Origin of the sequence: Pseudomonas marginalis (genome assembly GCF_001645105.1) — a bacterium.
Classification (GTDB): domain Bacteria; phylum Pseudomonadota; class Gammaproteobacteria; order Pseudomonadales; family Pseudomonadaceae; genus Aquipseudomonas; species Aquipseudomonas petroselini.
On the sequence record NZ_LKEG01000053.1, the window covers coordinates 165,547 to 181,107 of the forward strand.

Annotated in this window: 16 protein-coding genes; 9 read left to right on the forward strand and 7 right to left on the reverse strand. The window is 61.4% G+C overall.

What is annotated here, in order from left to right; all coding sequences use genetic code 11:
* Positions 1-3 precede the first annotated feature (3 nt).
* Positions 4-1,149, reverse strand: coding sequence for an efflux RND transporter periplasmic adaptor subunit (locus AO064_RS25605; protein WP_012722685.1), 1,146 nt, complete (start codon positions 1,147-1,149; stop codon positions 4-6).
* A 286-nt stretch (positions 1,150-1,435) separates the two neighbouring features.
* On the opposite strand from AO064_RS25605, the gene AO064_RS25610 reads away from it, so the two are divergent.
* The gene (locus AO064_RS25610) at positions 1,436-2,068 is read left to right on the forward strand and encodes a TetR family transcriptional regulator (RefSeq protein ID WP_012722686.1); all 633 of its coding nucleotides are present in this window, start codon (positions 1,436-1,438) and stop codon (positions 2,066-2,068) included.
* A 243-nt stretch (positions 2,069-2,311) separates the two neighbouring features.
* Here the strand turns inward: AO064_RS25610 and AO064_RS25615 are convergent, their stop codons facing one another.
* Genes AO064_RS25615 through AO064_RS25625 form a run of 3 tightly spaced genes read right to left on the reverse strand, consistent with a single transcriptional unit; the run spans position 2,312 to position 4,904 of the window.
* The gene (locus AO064_RS25615; protein WP_064055012.1) at positions 2,312-3,367 is read right to left on the reverse strand and encodes an alkene reductase; all 1,056 of its coding nucleotides are present in this window, start codon (positions 3,365-3,367) and stop codon (positions 2,312-2,314) included.
* A gap of 30 nt (positions 3,368-3,397) precedes the next feature.
* Positions 3,398-4,564, reverse strand: a complete 1,167-nt coding sequence (locus tag AO064_RS25620) for an MFS transporter (protein WP_012722693.1) — start codon at positions 4,562-4,564, stop codon at positions 3,398-3,400.
* A 13-nt stretch (positions 4,565-4,577) separates the two neighbouring features.
* On the reverse strand, positions 4,578-4,904 hold the full coding sequence (locus tag AO064_RS25625; protein WP_012722694.1) for an ArsR/SmtB family transcription factor: 327 nt from the start codon (positions 4,902-4,904) through the stop codon (positions 4,578-4,580).
* Between the two features lie 154 nt (positions 4,905-5,058).
* Here AO064_RS25625 and AO064_RS25630 point away from each other — a divergent pair, with 154 nt between their 5' ends.
* Complete coding sequence (locus AO064_RS25630; protein ID WP_064055013.1) at positions 5,059-5,643, forward strand: acyl carrier protein phosphodiesterase; 585 nt, start codon at positions 5,059-5,061, stop codon at positions 5,641-5,643.
* 114 nt (positions 5,644-5,757) lie between these two features.
* Here AO064_RS25630 and AO064_RS25635 read toward each other — a convergent pair whose 3' ends face one another.
* Together AO064_RS25635 and olsB are read right to left on the reverse strand one after the other, a co-directional pair.
* Entirely contained in the window at positions 5,758-6,549 is a 792-nt protein-coding gene (locus tag AO064_RS25635; protein WP_064055014.1) for a lysophospholipid acyltransferase family protein, read from the reverse strand.
* Entirely contained in the window at positions 6,549-7,304 is a 756-nt protein-coding gene (gene olsB, locus AO064_RS25640; protein ID WP_003172415.1) for an L-ornithine N(alpha)-acyltransferase, read from the reverse strand. The genes AO064_RS25635 and olsB overlap by 1 nt, the downstream gene beginning before the upstream one ends.
* Positions 7,305-7,490: 186 nt before the next feature.
* Here olsB and AO064_RS25645 point away from each other — a divergent pair, with 186 nt between their 5' ends.
* The 4 genes from AO064_RS25645 (at position 7,491) to AO064_RS25660 (ending at position 10,714) form a co-directional block, all read left to right on the forward strand.
* Positions 7,491-8,564, forward strand: coding sequence for a serine hydrolase domain-containing protein (locus tag AO064_RS25645; RefSeq protein WP_064055015.1), 1,074 nt, complete (start codon positions 7,491-7,493; stop codon positions 8,562-8,564).
* Entirely contained in the window at positions 8,561-8,875 is a 315-nt protein-coding gene (locus tag AO064_RS25650) for a hypothetical protein (RefSeq protein ID WP_064055016.1), read from the forward strand. Before AO064_RS25645 ends, AO064_RS25650 begins: the two co-directional genes overlap by 4 nt.
* Positions 8,876-8,973: 98 nt before the next feature.
* Positions 8,974-9,555, forward strand: coding sequence for a YceI family protein (locus tag AO064_RS25655; RefSeq protein WP_064055017.1), 582 nt, complete (start codon positions 8,974-8,976; stop codon positions 9,553-9,555).
* 1 nt (position 9,556) lies between these two features.
* A complete protein-coding gene (locus AO064_RS25660; protein ID WP_064055018.1) occupies positions 9,557-10,714 on the forward strand; it encodes a phospholipase D-like domain-containing protein in 1,158 nt (385 codons plus the stop codon).
* Between the two features lie 112 nt (positions 10,715-10,826).
* On the opposite strand, the gene bglX is transcribed toward AO064_RS25660, so the two are convergent.
* Complete coding sequence (gene bglX / locus AO064_RS25665) at positions 10,827-13,118, reverse strand: beta-glucosidase BglX (protein ID WP_064055019.1); 2,292 nt, start codon at positions 13,116-13,118, stop codon at positions 10,827-10,829.
* A gap of 242 nt (positions 13,119-13,360) precedes the next feature.
* On the opposite strand from bglX, the gene AO064_RS25670 reads away from it, so the two are divergent.
* Genes AO064_RS25670 through AO064_RS25680 form a run of 3 tightly spaced genes read left to right on the forward strand, consistent with a single transcriptional unit; the run spans position 13,361 to position 15,365 of the window.
* Positions 13,361-13,972 (forward strand): LemA family protein, encoded by a 612-nt coding sequence (locus tag AO064_RS25670; RefSeq protein ID WP_046034499.1) that lies wholly within the window; start codon positions 13,361-13,363, stop codon positions 13,970-13,972.
* Between the two features lie 18 nt (positions 13,973-13,990).
* Positions 13,991-14,719 carry a TPM domain-containing protein gene (locus tag AO064_RS31545; RefSeq protein WP_064055020.1) on the forward strand — a complete coding sequence of 243 codons (729 nt, stop codon included), beginning with the start codon at positions 13,991-13,993 and terminating at the stop codon, positions 14,717-14,719.
* 28 nt (positions 14,720-14,747) lie between these two features.
* Positions 14,748-15,365 carry a TPM domain-containing protein gene (locus AO064_RS25680; RefSeq protein ID WP_064055021.1) on the forward strand — a complete coding sequence of 206 codons (618 nt, stop codon included), beginning with the start codon at positions 14,748-14,750 and terminating at the stop codon, positions 15,363-15,365.
* Positions 15,366-15,561: the final 196 nt, after the last annotated feature.

The window sequence follows — 15,561 nt, forward strand, 5'->3', positions numbered from 1 at the left end:
GGATTACTCCCCTTTGCCAGCAGCGGCAGCGGGAGCAGCAGTACCGGCAGGCTTGGCGTTGTCAGCCTCCTTGACCTTGACCTCGGCGCCCGGCTTGACGTACTGCAAGCCTTCGGTGATCACACGGTCACCGGCGTTCAAGCCTTTTTCCACCAGCCAGTAGGCGCCGGCGGTACGGTTGGCCACCAGTTCACGCTGCTCGACCTTGTTGTCGGCATTGACGATCAGCGCCGTCGGGGTGCCCTTGAGGTCGCGGGTCACGCCCTGCTGTGGCGCCAGGATGGCCTTGCTGTTCACGCCGGCTTGCAACTGGGCGTGCACGAACATGCCCGGCAGCAGGGTGTGGTCAGGGTTGGGGAACACTGCGCGCAGGGTCACGGAACCGGTGGTCTGGTCGACCGACACTTCGGAGAACTCCAGCTTGCCGTCCTGGCCGTAGTCGCTGCCGTCTTCCAGGGTCAGCTTGACCTTGGCGGCATTGGCGCCGGCTTTTTCCAGTTGGCCGCTTTCCAGGTCGCGGCGCAGCTTCAGCATTTCAGCGGAAGACTGCGTGACGTCGACGTAGATCGGGTCCAGTTGTTGGATGACGGCCATGGAGTCGGCCTGGCCGTTGCTGACCAGCGCGCCCTCGGTCACCGAAGAACGGCCGATACGCCCGGAGATCGGCGCGAACACTTTGGTGTAGCGCACGTTGATCTGGGCGGTTTGAACGTTTGCTTCTGCGGTCATGCGGTTGGCGACGGCGGTGTCGTATTCCTGACGGCTGACGGCTTGCTCATCGACCAACTGCTTGTAGCGGTCGGAGATGGACTTGGTCTGGGTCAGGCTGGCCTGTGCGCTTTTCAGGGTGGCTTCATACACCGACGGGTCGATCTGGTAGAGCTGTTGCCCTTCCTTCACGTCCGCGCCTTCCTTGAATAGACGCTTGAGAATGATGCCGTTGACCTGCGGGCGAACTTCCGCGATGCGATAGGCCGTGGTGCGGCCTGGCAACTCGGACGTCAGGGTAAAGGCTTGCGGTTGAATAGTGACCACGCCGACCTGAGGGGTTTGAGCGGGCGGAGCCGCTTCTTCCTTTTTACATCCGCTGAGCAGCGATGCCAGGGCGACGGCAGTGACCAGAGCGGTAACAGCTGGCTTAAGTTGCATGAAGATCCTCGGGTCAGGCGCGCAGGGTGCGCACAAGAAGTGTGGAAGGGTAAAAAACAAGCTGTGAGTGGATAAGTAGCTTGCTACGCAATATACTTACGTTCATGGTTGTTTGTAAACTCTTGACAGGCTTCGCGGAGTGTTGACAAAGCAACGCCCGAAGCCTCGATTCCATTACGTTCGGCACCCATGACGGTGTCGTCCCACAAATATTCGGATGATCGTTTACGTCTATTAACGTTGCGTTAACGATAGCCCCCAGTGTCCTGATTGAGGTTTTACTGCCATGGTTCGTCGCACCAAAGAGGAAGCTCAGGAAACGCGCAGCCAAATTCTCGACGCCGCCGAGCAAGCCTTCTATGAACGCGGCGTTGCGCGCACCACGCTGGCGGACATTGCCGCGCTGGCCGGTGTGACGCGGGGCGCCATCTATTGGCATTTCAGCAATAAATCCGATCTGTTGCAGGCGTTGCTCGATACCTTGCATGAGCCGCTGGACGAACTGGCCCGCGCCAGTGAAAGCGAGGATGAACTCGACCCGCTGGGCTGCATGCGCAAGCTGTTGATTCATCTGTTCCATCAAGTGGCCCTGGACCCGAAAACCCGGCGCATCAATGAGATCTTGTTTCATAAGTGCGAATTCACCGATGAAATGTGCGACATGCGCCGCCAACGCCAGACCCACAGCCTGGAATGCAACCTGCGCATCGGCCTGACATTGCGTAACGCGGTCCATCGCGGGCAACTTCCGGAAAACCTCGATACCACCCGTGGCGCGGTGTGCATTCACGCCTACATCAATGGGCTGATCGGCCAATGGCTGCTGGTCCCCGACAGCTTCCAGTTACATCAGGAGGCGGAACGCTGGGTGGATGCAGGGCTGGACATGCTGCGCTGGAGCCCCAGCCTGCGCAATTGAGACAAAATGCGTAATTGCATCAGGGTGTGTCAACAGTAAAGCCCAAGGACCGTCAATCGTCCTTACGCCTGATTAGTGGGGTGACTTTATATACGGGCTGGCGGCGGGTTGATAGGTAGCCGCCTAAGTATTTTGTAGCGATTTTGTTGCAGGGCTGTGAAGGAGTGTTTCCAAGGGCAACAGAGTGTCAAACATGTGGGAGGGGGCAAGCCCCCTCCCACATTTTTTTTGCGTCTAAGGCGATTACAGCGCCAGGGTCGGGTAGTCGATGTAGCCGACCGGGCCTTTGCTGTAGAAGCTGTCCGGACGTGCTTCGTTGAGCGGCGCATCGGCCTTCAGGCGAGCTGGCAAATCCGGGTTGGCAATGAACGGCACGCCCCAGGCCACGGCATCGGCTTTACCTTCGGCCAACCAAGCGTTGGCGCTGTCCTTGGTGAAACGTTCGTTGGCGATGTACGCGCCGCCGAAGGCTTTTTTCAGTTGTGGGCCGAGGCTGTCGGCGCCTTCTTTTTCACGGGAGCAGATGAAGGCGATGCCACGTTTGCCCAGTTCACTGGCGACGTAGGTGAAGGTTTCCGCCAGGTTGTCGTCGCCCATGTCGTGGGAGTCGGCGCGGGGTGCCAGGTGCACACCAACGCGGCCGGCGCCCCAGACTTCGATGGCCGCATCGGTCACTTCCAGCAGCAGGCGTGCACGGTTTTCCAGGGAGCCGCCGTACTGGTCAGTGCGCTTATTGGTGCTGCTCTGCAGGAACTGGTCGAGCAGGTAACCGTTGGCGCCGTGGATTTCCACGCCGTCGAAGCCGGCGGCCTTGGCGTTCTCGGCTCCGGTGCGGTAGGCGTCGACGATGTCGGCGATTTCAGCGGTCTCCAGGGCGCGTGGGGTCGGGTAGTCGGCCAGAGGGCGCACTAGGCTGACGTGGCCTTTAGGCTGGATCGCGCTGGGGGCAACCGGCGTTTCGCCGTTCAGGTAGGAGTCATGGGAAATACGGCCCACATGCCACAGTTGCAGGAAGATCTTGCCGCCCGCGCCATGCACCGACTTGGTCACGTTGGCCCAGCCGCGCACTTGGTCGTTGGACCAGATGCCCGGGGTGTCCGGATAGCCCACGCCCAGCGGCGTCACCGAGGTGGCTTCGCTGAGGATCAGCCCGGCGGAAGCGCGCTGCACGTAGTACTCGGCCATCAGCGCGTTGGGCACGCGACCGGCGTCGGCACGGCAGCGGGTCAGCGGCGCCATGATGATGCGGTTCGACAGTTCCAGGTCGCCCAGTTTGATCGGATCGAAAATAGTCGTCATGGGATAACACCCTTCTCTTTAAGTGGTTGATCAGTGGGTCGCAGGGGCCAGGTCGGCATCGCCGCTCTGACGGAAAGTAATCAGGGTCACCAGCAGCGCGAGAATCGCCAGGGCCGCTGCGGCCAACGGCACGCTGGTCAGGCCGAAACCGTGGGCGATCACACTGCCGCCGACCCAGGCGCCGAGGGCATTGCCGATGTTGAAGGCGCCGATGTTAAGGGTGGACACCAGGTTCGGTGCGGCTTTGCCGAAGGTCACCACGTTGATCTGCAGCGCGGGTACGGCGGCGAACGAGGCGGTTGCCCAGAGGAACAGGGTGATTTCGGTCGGGATCACCGCGACGCTGGTCCAGGTCAGGGCTGTCGAGACCACCGCCATGCTGACGAACACGCCGATCAGGGTGGCCGCCAGGCGCTTGTCCGCCAGCTTGCCGCCGATGATGTTGCCGACGGTGAGGCCCAGGCCGATCAACAGCAGCGTCCAGGTCACGCCTTTGGGCGACACGCCGGTGACGTCGCCCAGCAGCGGCGCGACGTAAGTGAAGAGGGTGAACATCGACGCGGCAAACAGCGCGGTCATGCTCAGCGACAGCCAGATACCGGCGCCCTTGAGGGCTGCCAGTTCGGCGCGCATGTCGAGTTTCTCTTCATCACGTTTGGCGGGCAGGAAGCGGATCAGGCCGATCAACGCCACCACACCAATCACCGTCACCGCCCAGAAGGTCGAGCGCCAGCCGGCTTCCTGGCCGAGTGCGGTGCCCAGCGGTACACCGAGCACGTTGGCCAGGGTTAAACCGGTGAACATCAAGGCCACGGCCGAGGCACGCTTGTTGGCCGGTACCAGGTTGGCGGCGACCACCGATCCAATACCAAAGAACGCACCGTGGCATAGCGCGGTGACCACACGGGCAAACATCAGCACGTTGTAGTCACTGGCCAGGGCGCAGAGCAGGTTGCCGATAATGAAGATGCCCATCAACGCTACCAGGGCAGCCTTGCGTGGCAGCTTGGCGGTGGCCAGTGCCATGAAAGGTGCACCGATGGCCACGCCCAGGGCGTAGCCGGTGACCAGCCAGCCGGCGCCGGGAATCGACACGCCGAGGTCCGCCGCCACATCGGGCAGCAGGCCCATGATGACGAACTCGGTGGTGCCGATGGCGAAGGCGCTGAGGGCCAATATGAGTAGCGAGAGGGGCATTATCGTTTCCTTGTTACAGCGCTGCGTTGTCGTCAGCGCTGAGTTCAGTGGTGAGCGCGGCGAGGAACGCCTGGATGGTTTCCTCGTTGCGTTTGAAAAAGTGCCACTGCCCGGCCTTCTGGCTGCTGATCAATCCCGCCCGTTGCAACGTCGCCAAGTGAGCCGACACCGTTGACTGGGACAAGCCGCAGCGCTGGTCGATCTGCCCGGCGCAGATGCCGTACTCGTGGTTGTGCAGTTGCTCGGGGAACTGCACTTTCGGGTCTTTGAGCCAGGTGAGGATGTCTCGTCGTACTGGGTGCGCCAGCGCTTTTATTATTTCGTCGAGGTCGATGGACATGGCAGGTGCTCGGTGTGGTGCAGCGTTATATCGCGATGAGGCGAACCTTAAATCGTTGTATCCCGATATACCAATATGATTTTGCTCTGAGGACAGGCCAAATCGGTATATCGGGTTATAACGATACATTGTCGGCAGTGATAGACTGCGCGCCATGAATTATCTCGCACATCTGCACCTGGGCGGCCAACTTCCTGCGCAACTGCTGGGCAGTCTCTATGGCGACTTCGTCAAAGGGCGCCTGCAGGGCCAGTTCAGCCCGCAAATCGAAGCGGCGATCCAACTGCACCGCTCGATTGATCGTTTTACCGACAGCCACCCGCTGGTGGGGGAGGCACTGTCGCGCTTCAGCCTGACTCGCCGGCGCTATGCCGGAATCGTCCTCGATGTGTTTTTCGACCACTGCCTGGCGCGGGACTGGGCGCTGTATGCCGACCAGCCGTTGGAGCGCTTCACCTCGCAGGTGTACCGCGTGCTGGCGGCCGAGCCGCAATTGCCGGGGCGGCTGGCGCAGATTGCGCCGTACATGGCGGCGGATGATTGGTTGGGTTCTTACCGTGAGTTCGCAGTGATGGAGCAGGTGTTGCGGGGGATTTCGCGGCGGCTGACACAGCCGGAAGAGCTGGGGCATGCGATGCAGGAGTTGCGGGTGTTGTATGAGCCGTTGAGTGAGGACTTCCAGCGGTTCTATCCAGAGCTACAAAAATTTGCCCAATTCCAACTGGGCTCGCAGAGGTAAATGTGGGAGGGGGCTTGCTCCCGATAGCAGTACTTCAGTCAGCACATGCCGTGACTGACACACCGCTATCGGGAGCAAGCCCCCTCCCACATTTGCCACAGTGTTTAGCTCATATCAGGCGGCGAATGCGGGTCTGGCAGCCACGTGTTCAACCTCCGGCACCGGCCCAAACAAGGCCTTCTGCACCGCCTGCTGCGCCTGGTACGCCAGCGCCGCGCGTTCCTGCCCGGCGCAGGCAATCGGCTTGAGCACATGGATTTCCACATCGCCCTGATCATTGGCAAACAGACGCATCAGGTGCGAGAGCAAATCATCATCGCCAATAAACGGTGCCAGCGGGTCTACCTGGCCATCACGCAAATAACGGATCGCCACCGGTTGCAGCGACACATCGGCATCGATCGCACTGGCCAGCAAGCGCCCGTGGAACGTACGCAGGCTGCGCCCGTCGGTGGTGGTGCCTTCGGGAAACATCAACAGCGGGTGCTGTTGTTCCAGATGGCGGGTCATCTGCTTGCGGATCAACTGGCTGTCTCCCGACCCTCGGCGGATAAACAAGCTACCGGCCTTGGCTGCCAACCAGCCCGCCACCGGCCAGGTACGCACTTCGGCCTTGGACAAAAATGACATCGGCGCCACGGCGCCCAGCAACGGAATGTCGGTCCATGACACGTGATTGCTCACCCACAGCATCGGCTGCGTCGGCAGCTCACCGTGCACCGTCACACGAAAGGGTAGGGCATTGGTCAGCCGCGCCATGAAAAACCGCGACCAACGCTGGCGCCGCACCATCGAGTTGGCCACGCCCAGACGCTCAAACAGCCCGAACACGCTGGCCATGCTCAAGCCCAGCGCCACCACCAACAACACGCGGGCGATGCGCCCGTAAATCCGCAGGCGACTCATCACATCGCCGCCTTGAAGTGACGGGCGTAACGCGGGCACAACTCATCGCGCTTGAGCAGGATGAACACGTCGGCCACCTGGAAATCTTCATCCCAGCACGGCTCGCCGCAGATCTTCGCACCCAGGCGCATATAAGCCTTGAGCAGTGGCGGCATCTCGGCGATCACGTTGGATGGCAGGTCCAGCGCCGGCAACGGTTTTTTCGGTTCGGCGCGCAGGTGTTCATTGCACAAGTAGCGTTCGCGCAGGCGTTGCATGATCGCGTGGGCCTGGATGCCGCCGTCGTGCATCGGGATGCTCGCGCAGCCCATCAGGTAGCTGTAGCCGCCTTGGTTGAGCACTTCGGCCAACTCGCCCCATAACACGGCGATGGTGCCGCCATTGCGGTAGGCCGGGTCGACGCAGGTACGGCCGATTTCCAGGATCGGGCCCTGCAAATGCAGCAGGCCATGCAGGCTGAATTCTTCTTCACTGTAGAACCGGCCCAGGGTGCTGGCGGCCTGGTGGTCGAGCAAACGGGTGGTGGCGACGAGTCGACCGCTGTTCAAGTCCCGCACGCCGATGTGGCTGCAGTGAACATCATAGTCATCCATGTCCAGGCCCAGCTCAGCGCCTTTCAGCTTGGCGTTGAACTCGCCGCTGAACACGTTGAACCGCAGGGCCTGGGCTTCCTGCAACGCCTGCGCGCCAACCAGGCGTTCGGCTTGCAGACGGCGTTCATTGCCGGTGTCGCTGATGCGGGCGATCTGAGTCATGGCGAGTCTCCGAGTGCCGGCCATGATTTCGGCCGGTCGACTTTGTTGTCCAAAGTCAGGCTATGTAGGCTCGGTGTCATCTCCATGAAGTTATGGTGACGCTTGGATGACAGCCCATCCTGTCGCAAATCTGTCATCAGCCTCGGCTAGGCTCGCGCACTTGAATGCCCCCTTGAGTTTGCGTCCATGGTCAGAGGCCTGCTGTGCGTTGCCTTGCTGTTCGTCACCGTTGTCGCCCACGCCGAAACCTGGCCCGATAAAGAATGGGCCAAGGGCACGCCACTCTCAGGTCCTGCTGTCGATGCCTTGGACACCTACGCGTTCCCTGCGCGGGATGACGCTACCCGCCAAGGCATTCGCACCGACGCGTTGCTGGTGATCCGCGACGGCGAGGTCATCTATGAACGTTACGCAGCGCCCACCACGGCCAGCACGCCACACCTGACCTGGTCCATCAGCAAAAGCCTGATGGCCACCGTATTGGGTGTGGCCTACGGCGATAACCGTTTCAAATTGTCCGACCCGGTGGCGCGTTTTTACCCGCCCATGAAACAGCACCCGAGCGTGACCATGGCCGACCTGCTGCACTGGGCCTCGGGCCTGGACTGGCAGGAAGACTACGAATATGCGCCGCTGAAATCTTCGGTGGTGGCGATGCTCTACACCCGCGGTCGCGGTGACATGGCCGACTTTGCCGCAGACACCGCAGCGGCCAGCCCTCCGGGCCAGGCTTTTCGATATTCCAGCGGCGACAGCACTATTTTGTCCGCCGCCCTTAAAGGCATGCTCGGTCACAAGGCCTACGTGAGTTACCCGTGGGATGCGCTGTTCAAGCCGCTGGGCATTCGCAACGCCACCTGGGAAACCGACGCCGACGAGACCTTCGTCGCCTCGTCCTACGCCTACCTCACCGCTCGCGACCTGGCGCGTGTCGGCCTGCTGATGGCACGGGAGGGTCGCTGGGGGGATCAACAGTTGCTGCCCAAAGACTGGGTCGCCTTCAACCGTCAGCCGTTCGATAAATACAAAACCGGCCAGGACGAAGCCGTTCCCGGCGGCCACTGGTGGCTTAACCAAGGTGCGCCGCGGCCCTGGCCAGACGCGCCCGCCGACACTTTTGCGGCCCTCGGCCATTGGGGCCAGGCGCTGTTTGTGATGCCTGACGAACACCTGGTGATCGTGCGCTACGGCGATGACCGCGACGGCAGCTATCGCCACAACGAACTGCTCAAACGCGTGCTTGCGGCGGTGCAGCCATGATCCGTCGTCGTCCGTTTACCAGCCTGTTTCTGCTGCTGTTGCTCGCCCTGCTGGGGTGGATCTGGCACGAGCGCGTCAACCTGCAAGCCTTCCCCGACATCATCGCGGCGTATACGGCCAAGGAATATTGCTCGTGTCGGTATGTGATGAATAATCCGGCGGAGTATTGCCGTGGGTATGTGAAGCAATACGTGCCGACCAGCGCGTTCCTCGATAACCCGGAGCGCAGTGAAGTGACGGCGAGCGGGTTGGGGCGTACGCACAGTGCACGGTGGTTGGGGGAGCGGCAGGGGTGTCGGCTTAATCCCTGACCCACCTGCTTCCACAGTTGATCGGCGTTGTCAGTTCCATTGCGCCCGGCACACGGCACAGTTAAGGTTCGTGCAGGTTTTTTGCCTCATGAGTCTTTATGTTCAATGTCAAACCACTGGCCTTCACACTGTTGACCTGCGCCGCCGTGCCCGCCCATGCCGACTGGTACCTGGACAACGAGTCCTCGCGCCTTTCCTTCGTCACCACCAAAAACACCGAGATCGCTGAGGTGCAGCGCTTCCTGGTGCTGCACGGCAAAGTCGACAGCAAGGGCGCCGCGCAATTGGAGGTGGAGCTGGAGTCGGTCAACAGCGGCATTCCACTGCGCGATGAGCGCATGCGCAATCAGTTGTTCGAGATCAAGACGTTCCCCGATGCGCTGATCAACGCGCAGATCAACCTGCAACCCATCAACGACCTGGCGCCCGGCGCGCAATTGGAATTGCGTTTGCCGCTGAGCGTCACCCTGCACGGAAAGACCCAGACCTACAGCGCCGAGCTGTTGGCCACGCGCCTCGATGACCGGCGTTTCCAGGTGGTGACCCTGGAGCCGGTGGTGTTGCACGCGGAGGACTTCGACCTGGCACCGGGCGTGGCCATGTTGCGTAAGGCGGCGGGGCTTAAGTCGATCAGTTTATCGGTGCCGGTGGGTGCGGTGCTGATTTTTACGGCGCGCTGACGTGAGCGGTGCGGTGTTCCCATGGCGCAGCGCCAACCGGTTCGAGTTGTTGATCGACGGGCCGCGTTTTTTTCCGCAGATGCTGGTGGGCATTGCGCGGGCGGAGCGCCAGGTTGATCTGGAGTTGTATCTGGTCGAAGCCGGAGCCTGCGCCGAAGAAATGGTGAAAGCCCTGGTGCAGGCCGCCGAACGCGGCGTGCGGGTGCGTTGCCTGTTTGATGATTACGGCAGCCTGGCGTTTACCCTTGGGTTGCGCAAACGCCTGACCGACGTGGGTGTGGAGTTGCGGTTCTACAATCGCCTGAGCTGGCGCCGCTGGATGCGCAACCTGTACCGCGACCACCGCAAGCTGTTGTTGATCGACCAGGAAATCGCCGTGGTCGGCGGCACGGGTGTCACCGATGAGTTCTGGACGCCAGGGCAAGACACCGCCGATTGGCATGAAGTGATGGTGCAGATCAGCGGCCCGCTGGTGCTGGACTGGCAGGCGCTGTTCGACCGCCAATGGCATGCCAACGCCGCCCGCCGGGAGTGGAAGCCGGCGACCCATTTTGGTTTGCCGCGTTTGCCAAAGGTACCGGCGACCGGGCCGGGGCTTGGTCGGGTGGCCTACGCCGACGCCCGTCAGCACCGCGATATCCTGCAATCGCTGATCCGCGCCTTGAACAACAGCCAGCAGCGTATCTGGCTGGCTACCCCGTATTTTCTGCCGACCTGGGGCGTGCGCCGTGCCTTGCGCCGTGCCGCCGGGCGCGGCGTCGACGTGCGTTTGCTGCTCACCGGCCCGCGCACCGATCATCCGTCGGTGCGTTATGCCGGGCATCGCTATTACCCGCGTTTGCTGCGTGCGGGTGTGCAGATTTTCGAGTATCAGCCGTGTTTCCTGCACTTGAAGATGGTGCTGGTGGACGATTGGGTGAGCATTGGTTCGTGCAACTTTGATCACTGGAACCTGCGCTTCAACCTGGAGGCCAATCTGGAGGCGTTGGACCCGGAGTTGACGTTGGCAGTGGCGGGCAGTTTCGAGCGGGATTTTGCCCAGAGCCAGGCGGTGAGCCTGGAGGCGTGGAAGGCGCGGCCGTTGTGGCGGCGGGTGAAGCAGCGCGTGTGGGGGTGGATTGATCGGTTGGTGGTGAATTTGCTCGATCGACGAGGCTAAAAAATGTGGGAGGGGGCTTGCTCCCGATGGCAGTGGGTCAGTAACCAATATGCTGACTGACCCACCGTCATCGGGAGCAAGCCCCCTCCCACATTTCTAACCGCGTTTGGACTCAGAGCAATTCAAAAGTCTGTTGCTGCACATCCTGGGAGTCCAGCCCGATCTGCACATTGAACTCGCCCGGTTCTGCGGCGAATTTGAGCTGGGTGTTGTAGAACTTCAGGTCTTCTTCGGTGATGGTGAAATGCAGGGTGCGCTCTTCGCCAGCCTTGAGCATGACCTTCTGGAAGTTCTTCAGCTCTTTGATCGGGCGGATCATCGAACCGGCCACGTCCTGGATATACAGCTGCACCACGGTTTCGCCGTCCACCTTGCCGGTGTTGGTCACGGTGACGCTGGCGTCGAGCTTGCCGGTCTTGTTCAGGGTGGTGGAGGACAGCGCCATGTCGGACAGGCCGAACGTGGTGTAGCTCAAGCCATACCCGAACGGGAACAGCGGCCCGGTGGTGTCATCGAAGTACTGCGAGGTGTAGTTGCCCGGCTTGCCTGGCGTGAACGGCCGGCCAATGGTCAGGTGGTTGTAGTAGGTCGGAATCTGCCCCACCGAGCGTGGGAAAGTGATCGGCAGTTTGCCCGACGGGTTGTAGTCACCAAACAGTACGTCGGCGATGGCGTTGCCGCCTTCGGTACCGGCGAACCAGGTTTCCAGGATCGCGTCGGCCTGTTGGTTTTCTTCCAGAATCGACAGCGGGCGGCCGTTCATCAGCACCAGCACCAGCGGTTTGCCCGTGGCTTTGAGGGCCTTGATCAGGTCACGCTGGCTTTGTGGGAGGTTCAGGTCGGTGCGGCTGGAGGATTCGTGGGACATGCCACGGGATTCACCCACGGCGGCCACCACCACGTCAGCCTCCTTGGCGGCTTTGACCGCTTCGTCAATCATCACTTGGGCAGGACGGGTGTCATCCACCACTTCCGGTGCATCGAAGTTGAGGAAGTTGAGGTAGTCGACCACGGCCTTGTCGTTGGTAATGTTGGCGCCACGGGCATAGAGGATCTTGCCTTTTTCGCCGATCACCGCGTTGAGGCCGTCGAGCAGGGTGACCGATTGTTCCGGCTTACCGGCGGCTGCCCAACTGCCCATCATGTCGATCGGCGCCTTGGCCAGCGGGCCGACCAGGGCAATGGTCGCGGATTTTTTCAGCGGCAGGGTGTTGTCCTGGTTTTTCAGCAGTACCAGGCTGCGGCGCGCGATGTCGCGCGCGTCGGCGCGGTGCAGGCGGCTTTCCGCGTAGGTGTCGGCCGGGTCATCCTCGGCCTTGCCGATGCGCAGGTACGGGTCCTTGAACAGGCCCATGTCGTACTTGGCGCCGAGCACTTCGCGCACCGCATTGTCGATGTCGCTCTGCTCGATCTCTCCGGACTTGAGCAGCCCCGGCAGTTCCTTGCCGTACAGCGAGTCGTTCATGCTCATGTCGATGCCGGCCTTGATCGCCAGCTTCGCGGCTTCACGCCCGTCCTTGGCCACGCCGTGCTTGATCAGCTCGAATATCGCGCCATGGTCGCTCACGGCCAGGCCCTTGAAGCCCCAGTCCTTGCGCAACAGGTCGTTCATCAGCCAGGTGTTGGCGGTGGCGGGCACGCCGTTGATGGAATTCAGCGCCACCATCACGCCGCCGGAACCGGCCTTGATCGCGGCGTGGTAGGGCGGCAGGTAGTCCTGGTACATCTTGACCGGGCTCATGTCGACCACGTTGTAGTCGCGACCCCCTTCCACCGCGCCGTACAGGGCGAAGTGCTTGACGCTGGCCATGATGCTGTCGGCATTCGCCGGGCTGACGCCCTGGAAGGCCTTGACCATCACTTCGGCGATGCGCGAGACCAGGTAGGTGTCCTCACCGAAACCTTCGGAGGTGCGGCCCCAGCGCGGGTCGCGGGAGATGTCGACCATCGGCGCGAAGGTGATGTCGAGGCTGTCGGCGGCGGCTTCCTGGGCGGCAATGCGCCCTGAGCGGCCGATGGCCTCCATGTCCCAGCTGGACGCCAGGGCCAGGCTGATCGGGAAGATCGTGCGGTGGCCGTGGATCACGTCGTAGGCGAAGAACATCGGGATCTTCAAGCGGCTGCGCATGGCCGCGTCCTGCATCGGACGGTTTTCCGGGCGGGTGATGGAGTTGAACGTGCCACCGATGCGGCCGGCGGCGATTTCCTTGCGGATCAGCTCGCGAGGCATCTCGGGGCCGATGCTGATCAGGCGCAATTGGCCGATCTTTTCGTCCAGGGTCATCTGCTTGAGCAGGTCGCTGACGAAGGCGTCCTTGTCTTTAAGCGCAGCAGGCTTTGTTTCTGCCCAGACGGGGTGGGTGGCCAGAGTGGCAACAAGGCCGAGCAAACACAGCTTTTTCATGAATATCCTTTTTCGGCTCACTGCGCAGCATCAAGGGAACGCTGGCGGCCAAAATGTGGGGAGCGTCTATTGTTGTTCGGGTGTTGTTCAGATAAATGCAGCACACTCTGAACTCTTTTTCGCGCTGGGCATCTTTGTAGCTGATTGGCTCAATGCATTCCAGTGGTGGCGGATTATGCCCCAAGCGCGCGGTGTATAGGGTCACTCGTAACATTCCATCAAGATTGGGCAGGAGAAACACCATGCAAGCAGCACAAGGTTACCGCTGGGGCTTGAAAGCCGCGGTTTTGCTATTGATCAGCACAGTGCTGAGCGGTTGTGGCATCAACAACATCCCGACCCTGGACGAACAGGCCAAGGCTGCCTGGGGCCAGGTGCAGAACCAGTACCAGCGCCGCGCCGACCTGATCCCCAACCTGGTGGAAGTGGTCAAGGGCTACGCCGCCCATGAGCAAGACACCCTCACCGCCGTGATTGAGGCGCGGGCCAAGGCCACCTCGATCCAGGTGGATGCCAGCACCCTCGATAACCCGGAAAAACTCAAGCAGTTCCAGCAAGCCCAGGATGGTTTGAGCGGCGCACTCAGCCGTTTGATGGTGGTGTCCGAGCGCTACCCGGACCTGAAGGCCAACCAGAACTTCCTGGCCCTGCAGTCCCAGCTGGAAGGCACCGAAAACCGTATCGCCGTGGCCCGCCGCGACTTTATCCAGGCCGTTCAGGCCTACAACACCGAGATCCGCACTTTCCCTGGCCGCCTGTGGCACAGCGTGATGTACAGCGACTTGCCGATCCGCGCCACGTTTGAAGCCACCAGTGCCGATGCCGATAAAGCGCCGCAAGTGAAGTTCAAATAAGGCTGCACTGAGGTGTCGATGCGTTTATTACGGATAGGCCTGGCGCTGTGGCTGTTGGCCTGCGTCGGCGTGGCCCAGGCCGCACTGAGCTTCCCGGCGCTGAGCGGGCGGGTGGTGGACACCGCCCAGATGATCGACCCGGCGGTGCGCGAGCAGATTACCCAGCAATTGCAGGCACTGGAGCAAACCCGTGGCGGCCAGATCGTGGTGGTCACGGTGCCAGACCTGCAGGGCGTGCCCATTGAGGACTACGGTTATCAACTCGGCCGCCAATGGGGCATCGGCCAGAAGGGCAAGGACAACGGCGCGCTGTTGATCGTCGCCCGCGATGAGCGCAAATTGCGCATCGAAGTCGGCTATGGCCTCGAAGGTGTGCTCACTGACGCGCAGTCGTGGGTGATCATCAACCAGGTGATCACACCGTCTTTCAAAGCCGGTCAATACAGCAAAGGCATCAGCGACGGCGTGGCCGCGATGGTGCAGGTGGTCGGCGGTGAACCGTTGGCCGTGCCGGCCCATGTGGCGGACGCCAACTTCGCCAAAGATAATCCGGTTTTTTCCATCGGCTTGTTTATCCTGCTGATCGGCGTGTTGTGGCTGTGCAATCGTATGGGGCTGCCGGTGGGCGCTATCCTGCTGGCGATTCTCAGCAGCAGCGGACGCGGCGGTGGTGGTGGGGGCGGCGGCGGTGGTTTCCGGGGCGGCGGTGGCGGCTTCGGCGGCGGCGGGGCTTCAGGCGGCTGGTGATGATAATAATGAGAGAGCAACGACAACCATGGCATTACTGACTGAACACGAGCAGCGCCAAGTCGCCGAGGCGATCGCCCGGGTGGAAAAAACCACTGACGCGGAACTGGTGACCGTACTGGCCGCTCGCGCGGACGACTACGCCTATATCCCGCTGCTGTGGGCCAGCCTGATCGCCTTGGTGGTGCCCGGTGTGGTGCATTACTTGTCGGGCTACCTGACCATGTACACCTTGCTGCTGGCGCAATGGGCGACGTTCATCGTGTTGTGCCTGGTGTTTCGCCTGCCTAAGGTCACCACACGCCTCATCCCCCGTTCGGTCCGTCACTGGCGTGCTTCGAACCTGGCGCGTCGGCAGTTTCTGGAGCAGAACCTGCACCACACGGTGGGCAGTACCGGGGTGCTGATTTTCGTCAGCGAGGCCGAGCGGTATGTGGAGATCCTGGTGGATGACGGCATTTCCAAGTGCCTGGATGACAGCAGTTGGGATGCGATCGTCAAGGCGTTCACTCAGCAGGTGAAACAGGGGCAGACGTTGGCGGGGTTTATCAGTTGCATTGAAGCCTGTGGCGAGTTGCTCAAGGTGCATGTGCCGGTGACCCAAACCCGTAACGAACTGCCTAATCGCTTGGTTGTACTCGAATAAAAAACTCAACACGGGGCTAAAAATGTGGGAGGGGCGGTGCGACGATTCGATTTGCCCCCGATAGCGGTGGATCAGCCAATAAATCGAGTACTGACACACCGCCATCGGGGGCAAGCCCCCTACCACATTGGGTTTTGTGTCATCCATTCAGAGCACCGCTGATCAAATAACCCCGTGCCCTGAATCACGATCCCCC

Coding starts and splice junctions, on each gene's coding strand:
- AO064_RS25605 (WP_012722685.1), bottom strand. CDS start 1,149: ATGCAACTTAAGCCAGCTGTTACCGCTCTGGTCACTGCCGTCGCCCTG.
- AO064_RS25610 (WP_012722686.1), top strand. CDS start 1,436: ATGGTTCGTCGCACCAAAGAGGAAGCTCAGGAAACGCGCAGCCAAATT.
- AO064_RS25615 (WP_064055012.1), bottom strand. CDS start 3,367: ATGACGACTATTTTCGATCCGATCAAACTGGGCGACCTGGAACTGTCG.
- AO064_RS25620 (WP_012722693.1), bottom strand. CDS start 4,564: ATGCCCCTCTCGCTACTCATATTGGCCCTCAGCGCCTTCGCCATCGGC.
- AO064_RS25625 (WP_012722694.1), bottom strand. CDS start 4,904: ATGTCCATCGACCTCGACGAAATAATAAAAGCGCTGGCGCACCCAGTA.
- AO064_RS25630 (WP_064055013.1), top strand. CDS start 5,059: ATGAATTATCTCGCACATCTGCACCTGGGCGGCCAACTTCCTGCGCAA.
- AO064_RS25635 (WP_064055014.1), bottom strand. CDS start 6,549: ATGAGTCGCCTGCGGATTTACGGGCGCATCGCCCGCGTGTTGTTGGTG.
- olsB (WP_003172415.1), bottom strand. CDS start 7,304: ATGACTCAGATCGCCCGCATCAGCGACACCGGCAATGAACGCCGTCTG.
- AO064_RS25645 (WP_064055015.1), top strand. CDS start 7,491: ATGGTCAGAGGCCTGCTGTGCGTTGCCTTGCTGTTCGTCACCGTTGTC.
- AO064_RS25650 (WP_064055016.1), top strand. CDS start 8,561: ATGATCCGTCGTCGTCCGTTTACCAGCCTGTTTCTGCTGCTGTTGCTC.
- AO064_RS25655 (WP_064055017.1), top strand. CDS start 8,974: ATGTTCAATGTCAAACCACTGGCCTTCACACTGTTGACCTGCGCCGCC.
- bglX (WP_064055019.1), bottom strand. CDS start 13,118: ATGAAAAAGCTGTGTTTGCTCGGCCTTGTTGCCACTCTGGCCACCCAC.
- AO064_RS25670 (WP_046034499.1), top strand. CDS start 13,361: ATGCAAGCAGCACAAGGTTACCGCTGGGGCTTGAAAGCCGCGGTTTTG.
- AO064_RS31545 (WP_064055020.1), top strand. CDS start 13,991: ATGCGTTTATTACGGATAGGCCTGGCGCTGTGGCTGTTGGCCTGCGTC.
- AO064_RS25680 (WP_064055021.1), top strand. CDS start 14,748: ATGGCATTACTGACTGAACACGAGCAGCGCCAAGTCGCCGAGGCGATC.